The organism is Pedobacter sp. BG31 (genome assembly GCF_042464845.1).
GTDB lineage: Bacteria > Bacteroidota > Bacteroidia > Sphingobacteriales > Sphingobacteriaceae > Pedobacter > Pedobacter suwonensis.
In genome coordinates this window covers 1-23785 of sequence record NZ_JBHNZK010000027.1, presented here as the reverse complement: position 1 = coordinate 23785, position 23785 = coordinate 1, and the positions used below count along the sequence as shown (strand labels likewise).

The 23785-nt window shown below is 40.0% G+C and carries 21 protein-coding genes; 13 read left to right on the top strand and 8 right to left on the bottom strand.

Going from position 1 to position 23785, the window contains the following annotated elements; translation table 11 throughout:
- Positions 1 to 989 precede the first annotated feature (989 nt).
- The 9 genes from dnaE to ACFE6N_RS21705 all read left to right on the top strand — a co-directional run bounded on the left by dnaE (position 990) and on the right by ACFE6N_RS21705 (position 13081).
- Positions 990 to 5423, top strand: coding sequence for a DNA polymerase III subunit alpha (dnaE, locus tag ACFE6N_RS21745; protein ID WP_378939974.1), 4434 nt, complete (start codon positions 990 to 992; stop codon positions 5421 to 5423).
- A 157-nt stretch (positions 5424 to 5580) separates the two neighbouring features.
- On the top strand, positions 5581 to 5901 hold the full coding sequence (trxA, locus tag ACFE6N_RS21740; RefSeq protein ID WP_039482143.1) for a thioredoxin: 321 nt from the start codon (positions 5581 to 5583) through the stop codon (positions 5899 to 5901).
- Between the two features lie 127 nt (positions 5902 to 6028).
- Positions 6029 to 7243 (top strand): PQQ-dependent sugar dehydrogenase, encoded by a 1215-nt coding sequence (locus tag ACFE6N_RS21735; RefSeq protein WP_378939973.1) that lies wholly within the window; start codon positions 6029 to 6031, stop codon positions 7241 to 7243.
- Positions 7244 to 7669: 426 nt separating this feature from the next.
- Positions 7670 to 8197 carry a hypothetical protein gene (locus tag ACFE6N_RS21730; RefSeq protein WP_378939972.1) on the top strand — a complete coding sequence of 176 codons (528 nt, stop codon included), beginning with the start codon at positions 7670 to 7672 and terminating at the stop codon, positions 8195 to 8197.
- A gap of 420 nt (positions 8198 to 8617) precedes the next feature.
- The gene (locus ACFE6N_RS21725; protein ID WP_378939971.1) at positions 8618 to 9535 is read left to right on the top strand and encodes a DUF58 domain-containing protein; all 918 of its coding nucleotides are present in this window, start codon (positions 8618 to 8620) and stop codon (positions 9533 to 9535) included.
- Between the two features lie 67 nt (positions 9536 to 9602).
- A complete protein-coding gene (locus ACFE6N_RS21720; protein WP_378939970.1) occupies positions 9603 to 9851 on the top strand; it encodes a redoxin domain-containing protein in 249 nt (82 codons plus the stop codon).
- Positions 9817 to 10065, top strand: coding sequence for a redoxin domain-containing protein (locus ACFE6N_RS21715; RefSeq protein WP_378939969.1), 249 nt, complete (start codon positions 9817 to 9819; stop codon positions 10063 to 10065). The genes ACFE6N_RS21720 and ACFE6N_RS21715 overlap by 35 nt, the downstream gene beginning before the upstream one ends.
- A gap of 5 nt (positions 10066 to 10070) precedes the next feature.
- A complete protein-coding gene (locus ACFE6N_RS21710; RefSeq protein WP_378939968.1) occupies positions 10071 to 10589 on the top strand; it encodes a DsbA family protein in 519 nt (172 codons plus the stop codon).
- Positions 10590 to 11344: 755 nt separating this feature from the next.
- Positions 11345 to 13081: a thiamine pyrophosphate-dependent enzyme gene (locus tag ACFE6N_RS21705; protein WP_378939967.1), complete on the top strand. Its 1737-nt coding sequence runs from the start codon at positions 11345 to 11347 to the stop codon at positions 13079 to 13081.
- A gap of 111 nt (positions 13082 to 13192) precedes the next feature.
- On the opposite strand, the gene hppD is transcribed toward ACFE6N_RS21705, so the two are convergent.
- Both hppD and ACFE6N_RS21695 read right to left on the bottom strand, forming a co-directional pair.
- The gene (hppD, locus tag ACFE6N_RS21700; RefSeq protein WP_378939966.1) at positions 13193 to 14323 is read right to left on the bottom strand and encodes a 4-hydroxyphenylpyruvate dioxygenase; all 1131 of its coding nucleotides are present in this window, start codon (positions 14321 to 14323) and stop codon (positions 13193 to 13195) included.
- Positions 14324 to 14557: 234 nt separating this feature from the next.
- Entirely contained in the window at positions 14558 to 15718 is a 1161-nt protein-coding gene (locus tag ACFE6N_RS21695) for a homogentisate 1,2-dioxygenase (protein WP_378939965.1), read from the bottom strand.
- Positions 15719 to 16073: 355 nt separating this feature from the next.
- Here ACFE6N_RS21695 and ACFE6N_RS21690 point away from each other — a divergent pair, with 355 nt between their 5' ends.
- The 4 genes from ACFE6N_RS21690 to ACFE6N_RS21675 all read left to right on the top strand — a co-directional run bounded on the left by ACFE6N_RS21690 (position 16074) and on the right by ACFE6N_RS21675 (position 18764).
- On the top strand, positions 16074 to 17072 hold the full coding sequence (locus tag ACFE6N_RS21690; protein WP_090988044.1) for a fumarylacetoacetate hydrolase family protein: 999 nt from the start codon (positions 16074 to 16076) through the stop codon (positions 17070 to 17072).
- A 175-nt stretch (positions 17073 to 17247) separates the two neighbouring features.
- Positions 17248 to 18135 carry a flavin reductase family protein gene (locus tag ACFE6N_RS21685; RefSeq protein WP_378939964.1) on the top strand — a complete coding sequence of 296 codons (888 nt, stop codon included), beginning with the start codon at positions 17248 to 17250 and terminating at the stop codon, positions 18133 to 18135.
- Positions 18136 to 18158: 23 nt separating this feature from the next.
- A complete protein-coding gene (locus tag ACFE6N_RS21680) occupies positions 18159 to 18644 on the top strand; it encodes a DUF1801 domain-containing protein (protein ID WP_378939963.1) in 486 nt (161 codons plus the stop codon).
- A gap of 9 nt (positions 18645 to 18653) precedes the next feature.
- Entirely contained in the window at positions 18654 to 18764 is a 111-nt protein-coding gene (locus ACFE6N_RS21675; RefSeq protein WP_378939997.1) for a YdeI/OmpD-associated family protein, read from the top strand.
- On the opposite strand, the gene ACFE6N_RS21670 is transcribed toward ACFE6N_RS21675, so the two are convergent.
- The 6 genes from ACFE6N_RS21670 to ACFE6N_RS21645 form a co-directional block, all read right to left on the bottom strand.
- The gene (locus ACFE6N_RS21670; protein ID WP_090988050.1) at positions 18765 to 19310 is read right to left on the bottom strand and encodes a C40 family peptidase; all 546 of its coding nucleotides are present in this window, start codon (positions 19308 to 19310) and stop codon (positions 18765 to 18767) included.
- A gap of 115 nt (positions 19311 to 19425) precedes the next feature.
- On the bottom strand, positions 19426 to 19800 hold the full coding sequence (locus ACFE6N_RS21665; RefSeq protein WP_378939962.1) for a DUF4870 domain-containing protein: 375 nt from the start codon (positions 19798 to 19800) through the stop codon (positions 19426 to 19428).
- Between the two features lie 46 nt (positions 19801 to 19846).
- Positions 19847 to 20548 (bottom strand): SDR family oxidoreductase, encoded by a 702-nt coding sequence (locus ACFE6N_RS21660; RefSeq protein WP_145856113.1) that lies wholly within the window; start codon positions 20546 to 20548, stop codon positions 19847 to 19849.
- A gap of 60 nt (positions 20549 to 20608) precedes the next feature.
- The gene (locus ACFE6N_RS21655) at positions 20609 to 20989 is read right to left on the bottom strand and encodes a type II toxin-antitoxin system VapC family toxin (protein WP_378939961.1); all 381 of its coding nucleotides are present in this window, start codon (positions 20987 to 20989) and stop codon (positions 20609 to 20611) included.
- On the bottom strand, positions 20967 to 21221 hold the full coding sequence (locus tag ACFE6N_RS21650) for a hypothetical protein (RefSeq protein ID WP_378939960.1): 255 nt from the start codon (positions 21219 to 21221) through the stop codon (positions 20967 to 20969). The genes ACFE6N_RS21655 and ACFE6N_RS21650 overlap by 23 nt, the downstream gene beginning before the upstream one ends.
- Before the next feature lie 31 nt (positions 21222 to 21252).
- The gene (locus ACFE6N_RS21645) at positions 21253 to 23034 is read right to left on the bottom strand and encodes an aromatic amino acid hydroxylase (RefSeq protein WP_378939959.1); all 1782 of its coding nucleotides are present in this window, start codon (positions 23032 to 23034) and stop codon (positions 21253 to 21255) included.
- Positions 23035 to 23785 lie beyond the last annotated feature (751 nt).

Here is a 23785-nt window from a genome sequence, read left to right as displayed (position 1 = left end):
AATTTATGATATAAAAATCAATATAAAATGACAGTAGAATTTAATGGAAATAAATCTCGCAGAGGTATCGTCATTGCGAGGAGGAACGACGAAGCAATCTTACAACTATCGCTGGTAGCTAGCGCTTTTAGATTGCTTCGTGCCTTGCAATGACGATCTTTCTATTGGGCTGTCAATGGTCGCAGCGAAGAATCTTATCATTGTTTTATTGCTATAGATTTATCCATTTGTTATGGAAAGCAAGTGCAGAAGCGTTTGGGTTTATGCAGTCCCGCCATTCGCTGTAGGCCTGATGAAGAATCAGGCGCTGCCGCTGCTGTCGGGTTTAGGTGGCGCCGGCTGTGCTACTATCTTTGGTAATAACCCAATTGTAGTGAACATTTCCATATCTCTATCGGGATAAAATATGTGGGCAGGGCCAGAAACAGGCTATAAAAATTGAATCATTCATTTCCGAAAAAAAAGTAAATATTTAACTGAATAATTTGTTTCTAAAAACGATAGAATTTTTTTGATATGGATGCAATCGTTTGGAAACGAGGATAAGCGTTTTTCTATTTTAAACCTTGCAGGTTTTAAAAATCTTTAAGGTTTGTCGAAAGATTTTGTTGATAAAATCCTCAAGCCGTGGTTCGTGTCTTCACGAACCAAACCGTTTGCTCTTGACCATCGAAGCACTTACCTAGTTAGTAAACCTGATAGGAGCGAACACGTAGTGCAACGAAGTAAAGCGGATAGCAGGGCTGAATCACCCTATGGAAAACTGACCGTTCATTTCCAAAAAAAAGAAATCTTCTTCGCTAAATATCCTGGTTCCACTTTAACTAAGGCCGACGACTTTTCATGCGCCTCGGTTCTTGTCATTTCAAATCCAAACTCAGTTTGACTGTCACATTTTGTTGATAAAATCCTGACAACTTCAACCCTCAAAATCCTTATTTTTGAAGAACCGTTATTGTTTTACAACGGTTAATTCTTTGCCGCACAATATGTACTTAATTTTTGATACTGAAACCACGGGGCTGCCCCGCAATTACAATGCACCTATTACCGATACAGATAACTGGCCGCGTTGTATACAGATTGCCTGGCAGCTGCACGATGAGATGGGGAGATTGGTTGAACATCAGGATTATCTGGTAAAACCAGAGGGATTTAATATTCCATATGATGCAGAACGGATCCACGGGATCTCTACAGAACTGGCAACAGAACAAGGTATAGGTTTTGACGAAATGTTGGCCAGGTTTAATGAGGTTTTAAACAAAGCCAAATTTATTGTTGGGCAAAATGTCGGTTTCGATGTGAATATTATGGGCTGCGAGTTTCACCGTTTCGGGGTGGCTAACCGCCTGGCAGAAATGCCCGTTTTAGATACCTGTACCGAAGTTACCGCACAACTTTTGCAATTGCCCGGAGGTAGGGGCGGTAAATTTAAATTGCCAACCTTGACAGAATTACATTCTTATTTGTTTGGTGAACCCTTTAATGAAGCCCACAATGCTACCGCCGACGTTGAGGCTACCACGCGTTGTTTTCTGGAACTGATAAAAAGAGAGGTATTCAAAAAAGAAGAACTGCTTGTTGATGTAGAATATTTTCCCCGCTTTAGAGAAGTAAACCCAGGCTTAATTCAGGGCATAGGATTAAAGCATATTAATTTAAAGGCTGCATCTGATGAAATCCGTAAACGCCAGCAAAAAACCGAAGGCAGTGGAATTTCTAAACAGGAACTTGCCGATAATAAACAAGAACTTGCTGCTGCAACATTTGTGCATTTGCATAACCATACGCAGTTTTCGGTATTACAGAGTACCATCAGCATTCCTGATCTGGTAAAGGCCGCTGCCGCACAAAAAATGCCCGCTGTAGCCATGACCGATCATGCAAACATGATGGGGGCTTTCCATTTTGTAAACAACGTACTTAATCACAATAAAGCGGCCGAAGCCAAAAATGCTGCGGCAATAGAAGCCGGCGAACGTCCTACCGAGGTGGTAATGACACCGATAGTAGGGGTGGAATTTTTCGTATGCGCAAACCATTTAGACCGTACCGCAAAAGATAATGGCTACCAGATGGTACTGCTGGCGAAAAACAAAAATGGCTATCACAATCTTGCCAAAATGTCGTCGATTGCCTATACCAAGGGTTTCTATTATGTGCCGCGTATCGACAGACAGATTATAGAGCAGTATAAGGAAGATATCATTGTTTTATCCGGCAACCTGGGCGGTGAGATTTCCAGCAAGATCTTAAACATGGGCGAAAGCCAGGCGGAAGAAGCGCTGATCTGGTGGAAGGAAATGTTTGGCGATGACTTCTATCTCGAAGTGATGCGCCACAACCAGGAAGATGAAGACCGTGTTAATGAAACATTAATTGCTTTTGCCCGCAAACATGCCGTTAAACTGGTGGCAACCAACAATACTTATTATGTAAATAAAAAAGATGCCAATGCGCACGATATTTTACTTTGTGTAAAAGATGGTGAAAAGCAGGCTACACCAATAGGCCGTGGCCGTGGTTATCGCTACGGTTTACCTAACCAGGAGTACTATTTCAAATCGGCTGATGAAATGAAGGCACTTTTTGCTGATCTGCCCGAAGCGATTTTGAACATTCAGGATATTCTGAACAAAGTTGAAACCTATAAACTGGCCCGTGAGGTACTGTTACCTAAATTTGATATTCCTGAAGAATTTTTGGTTGCTGAAGATGAAGTTGATGGTGGTAAACGTGGTGAGAATAAATTTTTAAGGCATTTAACTTACGAAGGTGCAAAACGTCGCTATGGAACCTTAACCGATGATGTAATTGAACGTCTGGATTTTGAATTGGCCACGATTGAAAAAACCGGCTATCCGGGTTATTTTTTGATTGTACAGGATTTTATTGCAGAGGCACGTAATCTTGACGTATCAGTAGGGCCTGGGAGGGGTTCAGCTGCAGGTTCAGCAGTGGCTTATTGCCTGGGTATTACCAATATTGATCCGATTAAATACGACCTCCTTTTTGAGCGTTTCTTAAATCCCGACCGTGTATCCATGCCCGATATCGATATCGACTTTGACGATGAGGGGCGTGGACGTGTAATGGATTATGTAATTAATAAATATGGTGCCAACCAGGTAGCGCAGATTATTACTTATGGTACCATGGCGGCCAAATCGTCTATCCGCGATACAGCACGTGTATTGGATTTGCCCCTGTTTGAGGCCGATAAAATTGCCAAGCTGATCCCGAATATGAAGCTGGCTAAAATATTTAACCTCGACGAGAAAAGTTTAAAAGATGCTTTACGTCCTGATGAATATGAGAAAGTTGTAGAACTGAAAAACCTGGGCAGCCAGAAAGATTTAAGTGCCGAAACCATCCAACAAGCACAGGTTTTAGAGGGATCGTTGCGTAATACAGGTATCCATGCCTGTGGTGTGATCATTACCCCGAGCGACATTACCAATTTTGTTCCCGTATCGGTAGCCAAAGATTCAGATTTATATGTTACCCAGTTTGATAACTCGGTTGTAGAAAGCGCCGGTTTATTAAAAATGGACTTCCTGGGGCTAAAAACCTTAACCCTGATTAAAGATACCGTGAAACTGGTTAAGAAACGACATGGTATTGATCTCAATCCCGATAATTTCCCGATTGATGATGTGATGACCTATGAACTTTTCCAGCGCGGTGAAACCATTGGTATTTTCCAGTACGAGAGTCCGGGTATGCAGAAATACATGAAAGAGCTTAAACCAACGGTTTTTGATGACTTGATTGCCATGAATGCTTTGTACCGCCCGGGACCAATGGAGTATATCCCGAGTTTTGTTCGCCGTAAAAATGGCGAGGAGGAAATTAAATACGATCTGGACGCCTGTGAGGAATATTTAAAGGAAACTTACGGGATTACCGTTTACCAGGAGCAGGTAATGCTTTTATCGCAAAAACTGGCTGGCTTTACCAAAGGTGAGGCCGACGTTTTGCGTAAAGCAATGGGTAAGAAACAAAAAGACGTGTTGGATAAGATGAAACCTAAGTTTGTAAAACAAGCTTCGGAAAAAGGCCATGATGCTACCGTTTTAGAGAAAATCTGGAAAGACTGGGAAGCATTTGCATCTTACGCCTTTAATAAATCGCACTCTACCTGTTACGCATGGATTGCTTATCAAACGGCCTATTTGAAAGCGCATTATCCTGCCGAATATATGGCTGCGGTACTATCCAATAACATGAGCGATATTAAGCAGGTGGCTTTCTTTATGGAAGAGTGTCGCCAGATGAGTGTGACTGTTTTAGGTCCGGACGTAAACGAATCTGATCTTAAATTTTCGGTTAATGCCAAAGGAGAGGTACGTTTCGGGATGTCGGCAGTAAAAGGAGTGGGCGAGAAAGCGGTAGAGAGTATCATCGAAGAACGCACGGCCAACGGACCTTATGCCAGCGTGTACGATTTTGCCAAGCGTTCCAACACGCGTATTGTAAATAAAAAAGCTTACGAGAGTTTTGTATATAGCGGTGCTTTTGATGCCTTTGGTGGGCATAGGGCACAGTATTTTTATATCGGCCCGAATGATAAAATGAATGGCATTGAAAAGATTATTAAATATGCCAATGATTTTCAGAACAATGAAAGCACTTCGCAGGCTTCACTTTTTGGTGGATCAAAGGCCGATCTGATTTTAGAGCCAAGTTTACCTGTTTCGCCAGAGTGGGCTTTAATGGACCGGTTGAAATATGAAAAAGATGCAATCGGGATTTTCCTTTCCGGTCACCCATTGGATAATTATAAACTCGAACTCGATAAATTCTGTACCAATAGTGTCCGGCAGCTCAGTATCATCAATAAGGTGCGTATGGGCGATAGCAACGAGGAGGTTTTGGCCGAATTTGAAAAATTAAAAAACCGCGAGCTTTGTGTAGGTGGCCTGGTGGTAACGGCATCGCAGCGGATTACCAAAACCGGTAAACCTTTCGGAACTTTTGTTTTCGAAGATTATGATGATGCCTGCGAAATGGCCTTGTTTGGTGAAGATTTTTTAAAGTTTAAATCATTTTTAACCGAAGGATATTTCTTACAGATCAGGGGTAGGGTAGGCGAGCGTTTCGGAAAAGCAGGCGATTGGGAATTTAAAATCACTGCAATTAACCTGATGTCTGAACTGCGTGATAAATTAGCAAAGAGTTTAACGATCCAAGTGCCTATTGAGCGGGTTAACGATCAGTTGATGAGAGAAATTGAGGCTATATTAGCAGACAATAAGGCAAATTCGGAGCAGCAAAACTGCCAACTCAATTTTGCTGTTTTTGATAGTGAAAAGCAGATTATGCTCGATTTACCTTCTAAAAATTTAAAAATTAACCCCAACAACAAGTTCTTAGAACAATTAATGGGTATGAATGTTGTAAATTATAAATTGAACTAAGGCGGAAGGAGGAAAGGTTTAAGGCGAAAGGCCTAAACGTCCTAAACCTTCAACCCTACACCTTTATACCCTCTACCTCAAAATAATGTCAAATTGGCATTACAGAATTGGTGGCATTGCAATTGAATACATATATTTGAACATAAAAAAAATAATTATGGCATTAGAAATCACAGATGCAAACTTCGAGGAGCTTGTATTAAAATCAGATAAACCCGTATTAGTAGATTTTTGGGCAGAATGGTGTGGCCCTTGTCGCATGGTTGGTCCAGTTGTAGAAGAGATCGCTAAAGAATATGATGGCAAAGCGGTAGTTGGAAAAGTAAACGTTGATAACAACCCACAAATTTCAATGCAGTTTGGTATCCGCAACATCCCTGCTTTATTATACTTTAAAGGTGGTGAAGTGGTAGACAAACAAGTTGGTGCTGTTCCAAAATCGGTGTTGGCAGAAAAATTAAACAAGCAACTTGCTTAGTTTAAGCTTAAAGCAAAAAGATCAGCCTAAGGGCTTGTAACATATTTAAAACCCAGGTTCATAACAAGAATTTGGGTTTTTTAATGCAAACATAATTTTGTTTCTTTAATCAAAAAAACTAACCATCATGTCTAATCACTTATTTAATAATAAAACTTTATCGATTTTATTAGCTGGTTTAGCTTTAAACTGTGCTAATATTGCTTGTGTATCGGCCCAAAATCCGGTTGAAACTAACCCCCCATCTGCAGATTATAAACCAGCCTTTACCGGGCAGACCCGTATTGCAGGTGTAAAAACCAAAACCTCTTTGGATATTACGGTAATCAATGAGAAACTGGAGAATCCCTGGGCTATTTCGGTACTTCCTGATGGCCGTTTTTTAATTACCCAGAAACAGGGAACCATGGTTATTTTAAATGCCAACGGGGAACTGAGCAAAAAGATTACAGGTTTACCAAAAGTAGATCCGTCTGGTCAGGGTGGTTTACTGGATGTAACTTTAGATCCCAACTTCGCTAAAAACAGGATGATTTACTGGGCTTATTCAGAGCCACAGGATAATGGCGTATTATTGGCCATTGCGAAAGGTAAATTGGCTGCAAGTGAGACTGCGATAGAAAACCAAACCGTTATTTACCGTGCTACACCAGCTTATTCTGGTAAACTTCAGTACGGATCAAGAATTGTTTTTGATAAAAATGGAAATTTATTTGTAAGTACAGGCGAACGTTCCGGCAACGACATCAGGATACAGGCACAATATTTAAATTCTTCATTAGGCAAAATTTTGCATCTTACTCCTGAAGGAAAAGCTGTGGCAAATGGCCCTTTTGCCGGTAAAGCCGATGCCCGACCTGAAATTTATGCTTATGGCCTTCGTAATCCGGATGGCTTGGCTATCAATCCACAAACCGGTGATTTATGGGAAGCAGAATTTGGGCCTAAAGGTGGCGATGAAGTAAACATCATTAAGCCAGGCAAAAATTACGGCTGGCCAATTATTACTTACGGAACAGAATACAGCGGTAAAAAAGTGGGGGATGGCATTCAGCAAAAAGAAGGGATGGAACAGCCCGTTTATTATTGGAATCCGAGTATTTCGCCCGGTTGTATCGCTTTTTATAACAGCAATAGCATAGCCGAGTGGAAAGGAAATTTATTTGTTGGAGGTTTAGGCGGTTCGCATATTATCCGGTTGGTGATAAAAAATGATAAAATTGTAGGCGAGGAAAGATTACTGGAAGGTAAAGGCGAACGTTTCAGAGATATGGTAGAAAAAGATGGAGCACTTTATTCGGTAACCGATAACGGACATTTGTATAAGATAGCGAAGAAGTAATTAATTTTAATTTTTGTTATTCAGACCTCACAGGTTTCAAAAACCTGTGAGGTCTTTTTATTATATTTCAAAACTTGAAGGCTTTGCTGTAAGCGTTAAAATAAATCTATTTGTTTTAGAAGATGGAGGCCCGGTTTTCATGGAGGCTTGCTGCCCCGCTTTCGTTTATAGTCCTCTCCCGACGGAATGTCGGAATCCGGCTATTCCGCTTAATCCGGTTTATTTACCAAGGGAAATGGCCATTAGGCCCCACTTAGATCCGATCTTCGGGTGATGCCGTTTTCCTATCGGCAGATGTTGAATGCATACGCTCACTAATTATTATTCTTTAAAGATTGGATTACTAAAGATTTGAGGCGCCGAGAATTTTGACTATTTTAAGTGTATAAATTTTACCGCCTACTTTTGGTAATCAAAGATTTAACAATGAAAAATTATTTAAAATGGCTTGTGCTATTAATAGCCATGATCTGCAGCAGCCACAATACTTTTGCAGGTGACAAAACTCCAACTAACAATACGATAGATAGCGTAGCCGCAATCAAAAAAATCAAGTCGGATTTTGCGCTAATTAATAAACAACTCAAGTTTTTTAGGAAAAGAACTAGAGATGCTTTCGGAATGTCGGCAGAAGGTGGTGTGGTAACCGGCTATTATAGTAAAGGTGCGCTTAAAAAAATACATTGTGTTTTCTATGGTGAAACAGGAAAGACTGTGGCCGATTACTATTTAAACAATAAAAACTTATTTTTTTTATATAAAAAAGAAACGGTATACGATAAGCCGATTTCTTTAAAAGGGTTTAAAATTAAAAATACTACAGAAGCCCGGTATTATTTGTCTGGAGGTAAAGTGATTAAAACAATCATAAAGCCCAATACCTCTTTACTATTATCATGTTCAGAAATAAAAGCTGAGCTAGAGCAAATTATGGCTCTCTTAGATGGAAAATAGGTGTATTTATATTTGGGTCTTTTTTATTATGTTCTAAAAACTCAAAGGCTATGCTTTCAACCTTCAAATAAATCTATTTGTTTTAGGAGATGGAGGTCCGGTTTCATGGCGGCTTGCTGTTTCGTATTCCATTTTATTCCGATGAAGGATCGGAATGTTCACTGCAATCTGGTTTAATTACCAAAGATAGTAGCACAGTCGGCGCCACCTAAACCCGACCGTAGCGAGATGCCGGTTTTTTTCAATCGGCAGAAGCGGGGGCGGGGCTGCATTGGCGGCTAAGTGCTGCAATTGCTTTCCAAGTCACTCATAAGAATATTAATGCGCCCAAAGCTGTGCTTGTTAACGAAATATAGTTTTGCCGTCAAAATCTGATCGGTTTTTACGAGTATTTTCTAAATCTTTCATTAGCTTTACGATATGCAGGCTGTAAACTATGAGAACGAAACAAGCTATGGTAATTTGGAATTGCTCGCGCAGCAAGTGGTAGAGGGTTTTATTACAGGCTTGCATAAAAGCCCTTTTCATGGTTTCTCGGTTGAGTTTGCCGAACACCGTCAGTACAATAATGGTGATAACGTTAAGAATATAGATTGGAAATTATACGCCAAAACCGACAAACTTTACAGCAAACGTTTCGAGGAAGAAACCAATTTGCGTTGTCAGTTTGTGATGGATGTTTCCTCGTCCTTGTACTTTCCCGAGCCTAAAAACAATAAATTGATATTTTCTATACAGGCTGCAGCATCGCTAATGTACCTGCTAAAGAAACAACGTGATGCTTTCGGGCTTAGCTTGTTTGCCGATGAGATATTGTTCAATTCTCCTGCAAAATCGACCACAGTACATCAGAAGTATTTATTTACCCAATTGGAAGAGCTGCTACAGAAACCAAAGGTAAACGCAAAGACCAATTTAAGTGAGGCACTGCACCAGGTAGCAGAACTGATCCACAAACGCTCCTTGGTGATTATCTTTAGCGATCTGTTCAATACCCAAATAAGTACAGATAAAACTGATCAGTTTTTCGATGCCCTGCAACACCTGAAATTCAACAAACATGAGGTAGTGGTTTTTAACGTGGTTGATAAAAGAAAAGAGGTCAATTTCAATTTTGAGAACCGTCCGTACCAGTTTATTGATATGGAAACCGGAGAGATGATTAAAGTACATGCCAATCAAGTAAGAGAGAATTATATAACAGCAGTTTCTACTTATCGACAAGAGATTGCGCTGAAATGTGCTCAATATAAAATCGATTTAATAGATGCCGATATGAATGAGGGTTTTTACCCGATTCTTCAGTCTTATTTAATCAAACGGCAAAAATTAGGTTGATTTTTGTTACAAAACAAGAAGGCATTAGTACTGTTTTATTCATGATTTAAATTTTAAGCTTCTTAATATGTTACAACAAGGCGATACTGCACCAGATTTCGAATTAAATGCCACCCCCGACCAAAAAATAAAACTCAAGGATTTTAAAGGTAAAAATGTTATCCTGGCTTTTTATCCTGCAGATTGGAGTCCGGTATGCAGCGACCAGATGGCACTTTATAACGAAATGCTAAAGTATTTTAATAAATATGACGCACAGATTTTTGGAGTTTCTGTAGACAGTGGTATGGTGCCACTTAGCCTTTGCAGAAAATAGAAAGCTTCATTTTCCGTTACTGGCTGATTTTGAACCGAAGGGCGCGGTTTCTAAAGCTTATGGCGTATATGATGAGGAAGTTGGCGAAAGTAAAAGGGCACTGTTTGTGATTGATAAAGAAGGTAAAATTGCATGGAGCTATTTATCACCTGTAGCCGTTAATCCTGGTGCGGATGGTATTTTGGATGCATTGGAGAAATTAAGCAAGAAATAAAAGCGATGAGTACATTAAAACCTGAAATAAATAGTCTGGATCATACTCAAGGGGATGATACGGCAAGTATTACCATTGTGGAGTTTGGCGATTATCAGTGTCCGTATTGCGGTGATGCCTACCCGATTATGAAAGAAATTGAGGAGACTTTTGGCCATCAGATCAGATTTGTTTTTCGCCACTTTCCTTTAGCAAATGCACACGAGTTCGCGTTTCCGGCTGCTGTAGCTGCAGAAGCGGCTGGATTACAAGGCAAGTTTTGGGAGATGCACGATGCACTTTATGAAAATCAATACCGCCTAAATGTTGAGCTGTTTGACGAATTGGCCGAAACGATTGGTTTAGACTTGGAGCAGTTTCAGCGAGACAATGCTTCAGAAGAGATTAAACAAAAAATAGAAGATGATTTTGATAGCGGCGTACGAAGTGGCGTAAACGGAACGCCTTCATTTTATGTTAACGGAACTAAATTTGACGGCGGTGCAACCGATTTGTACCAGATGCTTAAAGAAAGTGCGGAGTGATTTAGAGAACTCCGGTTTTTAAAGTTGACCTCTCTTTTTTCAGAGATGAATCTCTTTCTTTTTTCCAAAAACAGCTTGGGCATATCTGGTTTTGCCCTTGTAATGCAATTAATATCAGTGAAATCAGCATGAGTAGGCGGCTTAGTTCGCTTTTTATAAAGATTAGATAGCAGAAATTTACTTAGGCTCGATTAATATTTATTCGTATTAACTTCTGGTCTTAATGAGGTCGCCATGCTGAACTTGTTTTACAAGTGGAAATAGTATTTTCAATTGCCTTGTAGCTACTTCTTGGTCCGCATCTTTTTGTTAGATAGACCCTGAAATAACTTACCATCGGTGAACTCGCGAGGCTCGGTTCAGGGTGACGAATACTGTTAAAAAGATCTATAAGAAACCTTCAGATATTTCATAATTCCAAATGGAGTATTATTGAATAATTTAACAAAAAAACCTCATGTATTTTGCAATACATGAGGTATCAGATAAGGGTAACCGGAAAACTAAAAAACTAATTATGAGTTTTTAGAATTTAACAAAATTGAAATCGCTTCGTGTTTTGTTATTTCAAAGGTGCACTTCATTTATGAAGTTTTAGTGAAGAAACTTCATGCAGCTGTTGTTGCTTACAGATGTTACTACCGATCTAAAGTCTTTTCAAGGTCAGATTGGTTCTTTTTGCTTTTAGCCTAAAACAATCCGCCAGCTTCTACTATTTATTAGGTATATCAAATCCATCATTAAAAAGTATTTTCATGGGTAAAAATGTTGCAGAACAACTGGTAGACATGCTGGTTGAGGTTGGCGTAAAAAGAGTTTACGCCGTTACCGGAGACAGTTTGAATTATTTCAACGACGCTGTAAGAAGAAATGGCAAAATAAAGTGGATCCACGTACGCAATGAAGAAGTGGGGGCTTTTGCTGCCGCCGCCGAAGCCGAACTTGACGGAATCGCGTGTTGTGCGGGCAGCTGTGGCCCCGGTCATGTACACTTAATTAACGGTCTTTATGATGCACACCGAAGTCATGTTCCGGTAATTGCCATAGCATCAACCATTCCGACAGGCGAATTTGGAATGGACTTTTTCCAGGAAACGAATACCATAAAATTATTTGACGATTGTAGTTACTATAACCAGGTAGCCACCACCGCCGAGCAGGTGCCCAGGATGTTTCAAACGGCTGTTCAGCATGCCATTCATAAAAAAGGCGTTGCCGTTTTTGGTTTGCCCGGCGATGTGGCACAACTGGATGCGGTGGAAAGTGTAACTTCTATGCAACTATTCAATAATAAACCGATGATCCGTCCATCTGATCAGGAGTTGAAAGATTTATCAGACCTGCTTAATGGTGAAAAGAAAATTATGATTTATTGCGGTATCGGTGCAGCCGAAGCACATGATGAAGTAGTAGCATTAGCCGCTAAATTAAAAGCACCGGTGGGATTTTCTTTCAGAGGGAAAATGGGCATACAATACAATAATCCTTATGAAGTGGGGATGACAGGCCTTTTAGGACAGCCATCAGGGTACCATGCCATGCACGAGGCTGATGTAGTGCTTTTACTGGGAACAGATTTTCCCTATGTTAATTTTATGCCGGTTAAGAACAAAATTGTGCAGATTGATGAAAAGCCTGAACGATTGGGCAGAAGGGCTAAACTGACCATGGGTTTATGTGGAAACATCAGTGATTCCATAAAAGCTTTATTACCAGTCATCTCCGAGAAAAAAGACGATAGTTTCCTGCAATCTCAGTTAGAATTCTATCAGAAGGTTAAGGAAAGGCAGCAGGTTTATGTTAAAGATCAGGGTGAGGAAAATAAAATCCAGCCCGAATTTGTAGCCGAAACGATAAACCGTTTAGCGGCTGATGATGCCATTTTTACCGTTGATACCGGCATGTGCTGCGTTTGGGGAGCACGTTTTATTGATGGAACAGGCAAACGTAAAATGCTGGGTTCTTTTAACCATGGCTCTATGGCGAATGCCATGCCAATGGCCATTGGTGCTGCATTGGCACATCCTGAACAACAGGTGATTGCGATGTGTGGTGATGGCGGCTTATCCATGCTCTTAGGCGATCTGGCTACTATCAAACAATATAACCTGCCTGTAAAACTGATTGTTTTTAACAATAAGGCCCTGGGAATGGTGAAACTGGAGATGGAGGTTGATGGTTTGCCAGATAATGAAACTGACATGGTTAATCCCGATTTTGCATTGGTAGCACAGGCCATGGGATTTAAAGGAATGACGGTAACCAAACCCGAAGAAGTGGAAACTGCAATTAGTTATGCGCTGAATGAAAATGGGCCTGTTTTGTTAAATATCATGACCAATCCTAATGCTTTGGCAATGCCACCAAAAATAGAATGGGAGCAAATAAAAGGCATGACAGAATCGATGGCCAAATTAATGCTCGGTGGAAAAATGAGTGAGGTTCTGGATACGATAAAGTCGAATTACAAGCATTTGGGAGAGGTGTTATAGGCGATAATTAGCCGTCATCTCGACTGAAGCAAAGCGAAATGGAGAGATCTATATGAGCAGATCTCTCGACTACGTTGCACTCCGCTCGAGATGACGGAATTACATATTACACTATAAATTGCCTCTTAATTCCTGCTCGCGCTCCAACGATTCGAATAGTGCTTTAAAGTTACCTGCACCAAAGCTTTGTGCACCTTTACGCTGAATAATCTCGAAGAAAAGGGTAGGGCGGTCTTCAACTGGTTTGGTAAAAATCTGTAAAAGATAGCCTTCTTCATCGCAATCGACCAAAATGCCCAGGCTCTCTAACAAAGATATTTCTTCGTCAATTTTGCCTACACGTTGTGGCATCATATCATAATAGGCTTCTGGTGGAGCACTTAAAAATTCAACGCCGCGCGATTTTAATTCTTTAACCGTTTTAACAATATCTTTTGTCGCTACGGCAATATGCTGAACGCCTTCGCCCTCATAATATTCCAGGTATTCTTCAATCTGTGATTTCTTTTTACCTTCTGCAGGCTCATTGATCGGGAATTTTGAATAACCGTTGCCATTACTCATCACTTTACTCATCAGGGCCGAATATTCAGTATTAATCTGCTTATCATCAAAAGATAGAATATTTACGAATCCCATTACATCCTCATACCATTGTACGGCTTCGTTCATCCGGTTCCAGCCCACATTGCCCACACAATGATCAATGTATAAAAGACCGGCATCAGCAGGTTGATAATCGCTTTCCCAAACACGGTAACCCGGCATAAAAGTTCCATGATAGTTTTTACGTTCAATAAACATGTGTACCGTTTCGCCATAAGTGTAAATGCCGCTCATTTTAACTTCGCCATTTTCATCAGTTAAGGTTTTAGGCTCCATGTATGGCTTGGCACCACGTTTTATGGTTTCTTCGAAAGCACTATAGGCATCGTCTACCCAAAGTGCCAATACTTTTACGCCATCGCCATGTTTTTTTACATGTTCTGATATTGGATGATCTGATTTTAGTGCTGTGGTTAAGATCAGCCTGATTTTACCCTGTTGCAATACATAAGATGCACGATCGCGTACGCCGGTTTCTGGCCCTGCATAGGCTAAGCTTTGAAAACCAAACGCGGTTTTATAATAGTGAGCGGCCTGTTTGGCGTTACCCACGTAAAATTCGATATAATCTGTTCCGTTAATAGGCAGAAAATCTGGTGCTTTTGATATTTTCTCTGCGAATGTTTGTGTTTCCATCTGTTTGTTATTTAAGTCCGATGTCGGAGGTCCGAAGTCGGATGTATGTTGTTATTATTTAGTGTAAAGTTTTAATATCGTTTTAAGTCCGATGTCAGAGGTCCGAAGTCGGATGGGAAATCTTTATTGTTAAAATATTTATTAAGGCTGATTATGATTTAGCGCTTATTTGATCTGCACTTTATCTTCGATTTCCGGACTTCCGACTGAAGACTAAGGACTCAAGACTCGCGACTATCCTTCCTGCCAGCTTTTATGATAGCTTTCATCTTCAATATCCAGGGCTTCCTGTGTAAGCATTAAAGGCTTAAAAGGATCGATCATTACCGCCAGCTCATCGGTCTTTTCCTTTCCGATTGATTTTTCCACTGTACCCGGATGTGGCCCATGCGGGATACCGCCCGGGTGTAGCGTAATCTGTCCTTTAACCACGCTTTTGCGGCTCATAAAATCACCATCAACGTAATAAAGCACTTCATCACTATCTACATTGCTATGGTTGTAAGGCGCAGGAATCGAATCAGGATGGTAATCGTATTTACGTGGAACAAAAGAGCAAACCACAAAATTGTGCCCTTCGAAAGTTTGATGGACCGGAGGTGGCTGGTGTAACCGGCCTGTAATCGGTTCAAAATCGTGTATAGAAAAAGCATAGGGATAATGATAACCATCCCAGCCTACATAATCAAAAGGATGTGTGCCATACGTGTAAGGATATATTAAGCCCTGCTTTTTAATGAGTACTTTAAAATCACCATACTCATCATGTGTTTGCAGGTTTTCTGGCAGTCTCAAATCGCGTTCACAATAAGGCGCATGCTCCATTAACTGCCCATATTGATTTAAATATCTTTTTGGGGGCCTTAGCGGACTAAAACTTTCTACAATGAACAACCTGTTTTGTTCCGTATCAAATTCCATCTGATAAATAGTGCCCCTGGGGATAATCAGATAATCGCCATAAGCGAATTTGATTTCTCCGAACCCTGTTTTCAGCTTTCCGGAACCTTCGTGTACGAAAATCATCTCATCGGCCTGACTATTTTTATAAAAATAATCGGTCATCGACTTTCTTGGTGCAGCCAGAACGATATGCAGATCACTATTTACCAGAACAGCTTTTCTGCTTTGTAGAAAATCATCTTCCGGTTTAATGTTAAAACCGATTAAACTGGTGTGTTTCAAGTGCTTTTCGCGCGCTATTTTTGGCTCAACACTATAAGGCTCGCCTAAGTGTTTTACAATGGTTGGCGGATGGCAGTGATAAACCAATGAATATAAACTGGAAAAACCCTCGGTTGATACCAGTTCTTCGGCGTAAAGATTCCCATCAGGCTTACGAAAAACCGTGTGACGTTTAGCTGGAATCTGCCCCATTTTATGATAAACAGGCATAATTAAATGATGTTATGGTTAGAAAGAAAAATCCTAATAATTGAACAATTAAAACGGCAATGCGTTTCAAATAAAAAGAAAGGTAGATGAAAGTTACAGCGAATACTGAGCCATGATCAGCTTGGATAGCATACTGTAGCGACGGGCCGCAATGGCGTCGTTTACCAGATTGATATGTAATGCTTTTAAGATCATGGTTTTAATGGTACCAAGGTAAGTATTTTATTTAAAAGTTAAAATTTTAATTATCTTTAGTTACATCTTCACAAGAATACCTTAGTAAAATAATCACGCTTAAGTTTTATTTTGAATGGGCTAATTGCTTAGCTTTACCGCGTATTTAACCAAATCATATATGAAATTAGTATCTTATAAAACCGAAGACAGGGAGCATCTGGGCATATTTATCGAGGGGCATATTTATAATTTAAATAGCTGCGATAAATTGCTTCCGGATAATATGAATATGTTCTTACAAGGTGGCGAAGTGTTAATGGAAAGAGCAAAAAGAATAGATGACCAGATAAAAGAGGGTAGTTTAGCCGCTAAAGAAGAAATTTTTTACGAGATTTTAGCACCTGTTCCGCATCCTACCAGTTGCCGTGATGGTTACGCTTTCAGGCAGCATGTTGCTGCGGCACGCAGAAACAGAAAAGTAGATATGATTCCTCAATTTGATGAGTATCCGATCTTTTATTTTACCAATCATAATGCTATTCAGGGAACAGGTGAAATTGAATGCATGCCAGATCATTTTGACAAGCTGGATTTCGAACTGGAACTCGCCGTTGTTATTGGTAAAAAAGGTAGAAACATTAAAGCTGCCGAAGCAGATGAATATATTGCAGGTTACATGGTAATGAACGATATGAGTGCCCGTACTTTGCAAATGGAAGAGATGTTGTTGAATTTAGGCCCTGCAAAAGGAAAAGATTTTTCTACCGTAATTGGTCCATGGTTGGTAACACCAGATGAATTGCTGCAGTATAAAGTTGCACCTAAAGAAGGACATGTGGGTAACGCTTACGACCTTAAAATGACCTGCAGGGTAAACGGCATTGAGGTATCAAAAGGAAACGCTGCCGATATGGACTGGACTTTTGCCGAAATTATAGAGCGTTGTGCCTACGGTGTAGATATTCTGCCCGGAGATGTAATTGGTTCAGGAACAGTTGGGACAGGTTGTTTTCTGGAGTTAAACGGTACCGGTTTACTTAACGATCCGAATTATAAAGTACAATGGCTGCAGCCTGGTGATGTGGTGGAGATGGAGATAACGGGTTTGGGTGCATTAACCAATACGATTACAAAGGCCGATACAGATTTTTCTATCCTGGCTTTGAAGAAAAAGTAAAATAAACAGAATAACAGTTTAATGAAAGGATCGTCATCTCGACTGAAGTGTAGCGCAACGGAGAGATCTTCCTAGAGATAGATTTCTCGACTTCGTTGCACTTCGCTCGAAATGACGGACACTCTTTATTGTAATCTCAGTTTTTAACCTTTTATCAACATTTAACAAAATACTCTTGCTAACCTTAAATATATCCGATTTATCCCCGGTAGAACTACAAAACTACCTGCAATATGCCATCGCTCCGCGGCCGATCTGCTTTGCCTCTACTATTGATGCTGAAGGAAATATAAATTTAAGCCCTTTCAGTTTCTTTAATATGTTCAGCACCAATCCACCGATCTGTATTTTTTCGCCATCGAGGAGAGTGCGCGATAATACCACCAAACATAGCCTGGAAAATGTTCTGGAGGTTAAAGAATGCGTGATCAATATTGTAAATTACGATATGGTGCAGCAGATGAGTTTGGCAAGTACTGAATATGCCAAAGGCGTAAATGAGTTTGGGAAGGCGGGATTTACGATGTTAAAATCTGATCTGGTTCGGCCACCAAGAGTTGCAGAAGCGCCAGTGCAGTTTGAGTGTGTGGTGAATGAAGTGATTGCTTTAGGTGGTAAACACGGTGCTGGAAACCTCGTACTGGCTGAAATAAAAGTGATTCATATTAATGAGGCGGTTTTAGATGAAAATGGCAAAATAGATCAGCATAAAATGGATCTTGTTGCACGTTTGGGTGGCGATTGGTATTGCCGGGTAACCAGTGATAATTTGTTTAAGGTGGCTAAACCTTTAGCCAAACTGGGTATTGGTGTAGACCGTTTACCGCAAGCAGTCCGTTTTTCGAAAGTATTAACCGGAAACGATTTGGGTATGCTCGGCAACGTGGAGCAATTACCTACTGATGAAGAAATTGATTTGATCAGCACAAACCCCGAAGTAAAAGAAATACTCGATGCAACCATTGGCGACAGCACCAACCGAGAAAGAGAGCTGCACGAACTGGCCAGGAAATTTTTGAATGGAGGGGATATAGATCTTGCTTTAAAGATTGTTCTGTTGTAAATTCATTTATAAAATCTTATCCTATGCATACCAGTGTTCAAGTAGATCAGTACATTATCAACGCTGCAGAATTTGCCATTCCTATCTTAGATCATCTAAGAAATCTGGTACATAAAGCTGATGCCCGGATTGAAGAGAAAATTAAATGGGGGATGCCGTTCTTCGATTATAAAGGTACGGTTTGCCATATGGCTTCCTTCAAACATCATTGCGCCTTTGGTTTCTGGAAAGGAGCATTAATAAGCGATGATTATGGTATTTTTAAAGAACGGTCTGAATCCATGGGCTTATTGGGCAAAATAAAATCTTTTGACGATCTGCCTTCAGATGAAATCCTGATCGCTTACATTCAACAGGCAATTCAGTTAAATGAAGACAACGTAAAGCTGCCGTCAAAGCCAAAATCTACTGAGAAAAAAGAGATTATTGTACCGGAATATTTTGTAGAGGCCTTAAATGAAGCACCCGAAGCATTAGCAGTATTCCTGAATTTCAGTCCTTCCAATTAAAAAGATTATATATTATGGCTGGAAGAAGCCAAAACCGAAGCGACCAGATTAAAAAGATTGGAAACCACTTTAGCATGGCTTGCAGAGGGCAAGACAAGAATGTGGAAATATAAAAAGTAATTAAAGGATACTTACAATTTTCATAAAACGGTCTTTGTAATGGCCGTTAAGATCGGTGATGGTTACCTGATGTGCTTTACCCGAGGAAGCATGGATAAATTTAATTCCGTTTTCGTCAATCGAATAAACAATCCCTACGTGACCGATCCTTCTTATTCTTGAATTAGTGCCGGTAAAAATCAACACATCGCCCACTTTTGCATTTTCTAAACTGGTTTCCTTACCCGCATAGCTAAACTCTCTCGAAGAACGTGGAACTTTGAAACCGAAATTACTAAATACATAACTCACGAAGCCGGAACAATCAAAACCAACTTTTGGGTTGCTTGTGGCATAACGATAGGGTATACCCAGCATACTTTTGGCAAAATCGATAAGCGTAGTTGAATTTGTGGAAGAACTTTTCTCTGTAACCGTAGTATTTTTTGGAAGACTGGCCACTAATTTCTTTACCAGTTCCTGGTACTGTGCGGGTAAGATTGTTTGGGCTTTTCCTGCCGTGGCAGACAAAATGAAAAACAAAATCGGGACTATTATTTTCTTCATATGTTAGAGACAAAGATATGAAAAATATATAAAGTGCATTAAAATGTTGAAAACCAGTTAAAACAAAAAAGTCCGGACGCATTAATCCGGACTTAAATTAGATATTTAGCTTCGATTAAATATTTGGGAACATGGTTTGAGCTTTGTCGCCAATTAAAGGAATTGGTTTCTTTTCTCCCTGAATGGCGGCAATTAATCCGATTATCCACAATACGAAAAGTCCGATCTGAACAATACGCAGAATATAGTAACTGCCTCCAAAGCCTGTTGAAAAAATTAATGGAATTAACAGTAAACTTAATGCCCAGCTCAATACGGTTGACACCAGATGGAACAACAGTGTTTGTTTTAAATGGTACCTGCTTAGTTCAGTCTGGTTGTCTTTATACATGGCAAAATAGGCAATTAACCAGCCAATAAACCAAAAGTAACTTACTATTGCCGCGTTCTTGCCACGATCTGCTGTTTTAAAAGGAGAATTTGTTTCCATAGGTTTTTTAGTTTTTCGATATTGCAAATTACTAAAAAATATAAGATTACGGTGTGGTAACTGCTACAGGTAAAATTTTTCCATTAAAAAATTTATGCCCGGTTTTGGCAAAATCAGCAACATATTTTCCCATTTCAAAAGCCATCACAGGGCTTTGGTATCCGGGAAAAGCTGCTTCCAGCATTTCTGTCTGTGCAGATCCCAGGGCAAGGCAATTCACTTTGATTCCGGTTTCTGCCAATTCAAAAGCCAGACATTCTGTTAGGGTGTGTAAGGCTGCCTTACTAGCTGAATATGCTGAAAGTCCGGGGAATTTAACACTCCCTTGAAAACCACCCATACTGCCAATGTTCACAATGTGGCTTCCGCTTTGCATTAACGGCAAAATATTTTGTATCATTCTGAAATGCGAAATCACATTGCTCTGTAACATCTCGCCCAAGTCAATTTCCGTAGTTTCTAAAAACGGTTTGTTGATTAGAGCACCCGCATTGTTGATCAGGATATCTACCGTACCTAAACGCTCTTTCAAAAAAGGAATCAGTGCGGCATAGTCATCGTTTACAATGTCAAACTCTACCGGTAAAAGTGTGCAGTCGGGATTAATGCCACGGGCAATCTCCAGCAGTTTACGCAGCTTGTCTGCCGAACGGGCAATAGCAACAATCTTGTTTTCTTTCTGTAAACTAAACTCTAAAGCGGTTTCGAAACCGATTCCGCTGCTGGCACCTGTAATTATAATGTTCATTAAAAGGAATTAAAAATTGTTGTAGAGTTAAAAGGTTGAAGATATGAGAATTAAACGCTTTTATGAATTTAGCGGGTTAACAAGTATTACAGTACTATTTATTTTTTCAAAATCAGCAGTATTATTTGTTAAGAGTTGCCCATTCATTACTTGCGCTGTAGCATAAATAATAGCATCTGGAAGTTTGATTTTGTTAGTTTTTCTGATAGCTATAGTCATATTTACTATAGCATCATTTAAAGGTATAACGTTTAAAGAACCAATTAGCTCGCTGATGTATCTTTCTTCCAATCTGTCTTTAAATCCATATCCAAGTAATTCCATTTTTGATATTATGGAAATAGAATAAATGATGTTTTCTGCAAATACTTTTTCGGGAGCTAAAAGTTTTTTAGATAAATAGATAACTATGTTCGTATCAAATATTACGTTCCCATTCATCTCTTAAATCACTTTGCCATTTAGATGGATTTTTAATATCCTTAAACATTAAATTGCCTTCGGTATTGTCAATTGCTTTTTTTAATTTCTGATAAGATCCCCTAGGCTCCTCAACCATATTAGGCTGATGGGTTTTGATATCAACATCTTCTACAAAAGATAATGCCTTCAGCATCTTTTCAAGAAGCGCAGCATTTTGTTCGTTATCTACTTGTACTGTGATCGTTGTCATAACGTAAAGTTAATGAAATTTAAGCTAAAATTCAATCTTCCACAAGCAGCTGACTTACCGGATTTTTAATCACATGTAAACCATCATTGATTAATTTGGTGTGATCTGGTTCTTTACCGGCCTTAATTTCAAGATACACCTGGATTTCCTTTTCCAGCTGAGGATAAATCTCTTTATGGTAAATAATCTCCAGAATTTCCAGGGCGCAAAGCCAGTCTTGCCTGTGGCTTGTTTTTAGTTTTAAAAAGATTTCGCCAAGCTGATCCAGGTTTTCACCACTTTCTCTAATCGCCCTGACTGCCCGGTATAAACCATGCAGTTTTAGCGTTTTATCATCATAAGTAATATGATGCGTTTTCTCTTTACTGATCAAGGTAATCTCCTCATAAGCATCTTTATCTGCTGCTCCGTTAAAAACAGAAACGATTTTTTCCCCAATAGCCATGTCGTAAGTACCCCATTCTGGTTTAAATAATATATTTCCGTTACTTTCGGTAACCGTACAATCGTTAAAGGCAATTAAAAGGACTTTATTGTTTTCTATAATCATATCTTTAACCGTACCGCTTACGCTGATGCCGCTTTCAAATGTTAATACGGTTTTCTCACCTTTGCTGATGTTCAGTGATTGTAGTTCAGGTAGACTGTGATCCTCCAACGGTTTTTCTGATCCCCTCAAACGGCCGACAGGTGATGAGAAGCCATCTGCGTGGTAATCTTTTCCATGTCCGGTAAGTTGTTTATTATTAAAGGCCAGTGCAGATGGTCCTGTAGTTTTAACAAAGGTTACTTCATCATTAGGGCTTATGCCCATATCGGTAAAAATACCACTAACCTGTAAGCCAGAACTGTAAACAGCAGTGGCTACATTTTTACAGGCAATGGCTTTCATTATACTTTCAGCGCCACCTTTTCTAAAGGCCATGGTATTGGCAAAGGTTTCCAAAACATCAATCAGGTTTTGAAATGTTTCCGTTACAAAAAGCTGCGGTTGCGGCTTGGTAATATCGTAAGCGTAGTTAACCGTATCAATATTGTACCAAAGTTTTTTTACATCATTTTTCATGCAGGTTGCACTTTCTCCAATAGATGAAAGTAAGCCTGCACCATAAATTTTCGGGTTTTCTAAAGTGCCAATCAAGCCATATTCAACTGTCCACCAGTGTAAGCGGCCTAGTAATGCCATTTCAGAGGGCTCGCCCATATTTTCGCTAATATAGCGCAGTTCCTTTTCTGCCCGGGCAATCTGCAATTCATCCGCATCTACCGCTTCTTTCAGAATGGATAATTTTCTGATGGCCTCGTAAAGCTCAAAATCTTTTGCTGAAAACATGGCTTTCGCACCAATAGAACCAAAGTAACTTAAATAATTATTGTAATCGGTATCGGCGATAATGGGGGCATGGCCGGCACTTTCGTGTATAATATCTGGTGCCGGGGTGTATTCGATGTGGTTAATCTGGCGGATATCGGCAGCAATTACCAATACACGATAGGCCTGGTATTCCATAAAAGCTGCGGGTGGGATAAATCCATCAACCGTTACGGCACCCCAGCCAATCTTACCCAGATTATCATTCATCGTTTGTAAATCAGGAATGTATTCTATGCTCAAACCAGCTCGTTGTAAGCCTTTTATATAAGGGTAATAAGCTACATTTTTAAGATAACTATAATTTTGGCGCATTACATACCGCCATACGGCCTGGTCTACAGGCGTGTATTTCTCGTAATTTTGTGCAACAATAAACTGCTTTAAGTGATTGGGCAATTTAGCTACCTGCGCATTATTAAAATCATTAAAATGGCTCATGCTTTGTTTATGAAATAAGTTGGTCGCCAGCTAAGTTAGGATGTTGTTTTTATCTTAACAAGAAAGCAGCTGCATAAATTAACAGGTTAAGGTAATAAAGGTTTTCTGGTGACCAAAATGAGGGATTGTTAATTTGGAAAGGTGCTGTAGCGTTTTATCGGGAAGCTCCGGCCGGGCTGTTCGCTATATCTCCGATGAAACCCGCGGAACAACCAAGCACTCCATAAAAAAAACAAAAAATAGTGCTTAAATCGGAGGATGCCGCTTCCATCCCGTTTAGGTACAAAGGCTTGTGCAGATGAGCGCGGTTTTCTCTGCGATTAGCTATAAAACGAAAATAGCCGTACTATCATGCGCACCTAAACCCGACTGGTGCATAAAGCCCGGAGCGAGGCACGAGTGAGGACTTGAAGCGAAGGCGGGACTGAAGAAACCCAAATGCTTGTGCAACTGCTTTTCAAAAAGAAATAAGATTATAATTTGGAAAGGTGCTGTAGCATTTCATAGGGATGCTCCGGCCGGGCTGTTCGCTATATCTTTTGCTGCCCTCCGACTCCGCTCAGGCTGGCGCAAAAGTATGCCGCTACCATCCCGTTTATTTACAGGTGCTTATGCAGATGAACGCGGTTTTCTCTGCGATTAGCTATAAAACGAAAATAGCCGTACTATCATGCGCACCTAAACCCGACTGGTGCATAAAGCCCGGAGCGAGGCACGAGTGAGGACTTGAAGCGAAGGCGGGACTGAAGAA

Excerpts from the sequence above, each read along its gene's own strand:
- ACFE6N_RS21690 (WP_090988044.1), top strand. The coding sequence starts at position 16,074 with ATGAAATTAGTATCTTATAAAACCGAAGACAGGGAGCATCTGGGCATA.
- ACFE6N_RS21720 (WP_378939970.1), top strand. The coding sequence starts at position 9,603 with ATGTTACAACAAGGCGATACTGCACCAGATTTCGAATTAAATGCCACC.
- ACFE6N_RS21650 (WP_378939960.1), bottom strand. The coding sequence starts at position 21,221 with ATGACAACGATCACAGTACAAGTAGATAACGAACAAAATGCTGCGCTT.
- ACFE6N_RS21695 (WP_378939965.1), bottom strand. The coding sequence starts at position 15,718 with ATGCCTGTTTATCATAAAATGGGGCAGATTCCAGCTAAACGTCACACG.
- ACFE6N_RS21665 (WP_378939962.1), bottom strand. The coding sequence starts at position 19,800 with ATGGAAACAAATTCTCCTTTTAAAACAGCAGATCGTGGCAAGAACGCG.
- trxA (WP_039482143.1), top strand. The coding sequence starts at position 5,581 with ATGGCATTAGAAATCACAGATGCAAACTTCGAGGAGCTTGTATTAAAA.
- ACFE6N_RS21710 (WP_378939968.1), top strand. The coding sequence starts at position 10,071 with ATGAGTACATTAAAACCTGAAATAAATAGTCTGGATCATACTCAAGGG.
- ACFE6N_RS21670 (WP_090988050.1), bottom strand. The coding sequence starts at position 19,310 with ATGAAGAAAATAATAGTCCCGATTTTGTTTTTCATTTTGTCTGCCACG.
- ACFE6N_RS21730 (WP_378939972.1), top strand. The coding sequence starts at position 7,670 with ATGAAAAATTATTTAAAATGGCTTGTGCTATTAATAGCCATGATCTGC.
- ACFE6N_RS21725 (WP_378939971.1), top strand. The coding sequence starts at position 8,618 with ATGCAGGCTGTAAACTATGAGAACGAAACAAGCTATGGTAATTTGGAA.
- ACFE6N_RS21735 (WP_378939973.1), top strand. The coding sequence starts at position 6,029 with ATGTCTAATCACTTATTTAATAATAAAACTTTATCGATTTTATTAGCT.
- dnaE (WP_378939974.1), top strand. The coding sequence starts at position 990 with ATGTACTTAATTTTTGATACTGAAACCACGGGGCTGCCCCGCAATTAC.
- ACFE6N_RS21705 (WP_378939967.1), top strand. The coding sequence starts at position 11,345 with ATGGGTAAAAATGTTGCAGAACAACTGGTAGACATGCTGGTTGAGGTT.
- hppD (WP_378939966.1), bottom strand. The coding sequence starts at position 14,323 with ATGGAAACACAAACATTCGCAGAGAAAATATCAAAAGCACCAGATTTT.
- ACFE6N_RS21645 (WP_378939959.1), bottom strand. The coding sequence starts at position 23,034 with ATGAGCCATTTTAATGATTTTAATAATGCGCAGGTAGCTAAATTGCCC.
- ACFE6N_RS21660 (WP_145856113.1), bottom strand. The coding sequence starts at position 20,548 with ATGAACATTATAATTACAGGTGCCAGCAGCGGAATCGGTTTCGAAACC.
- ACFE6N_RS21655 (WP_378939961.1), bottom strand. The coding sequence starts at position 20,989 with ATGAATGGGAACGTAATATTTGATACGAACATAGTTATCTATTTATCT.
- ACFE6N_RS21680 (WP_378939963.1), top strand. The coding sequence starts at position 18,159 with ATGCATACCAGTGTTCAAGTAGATCAGTACATTATCAACGCTGCAGAA.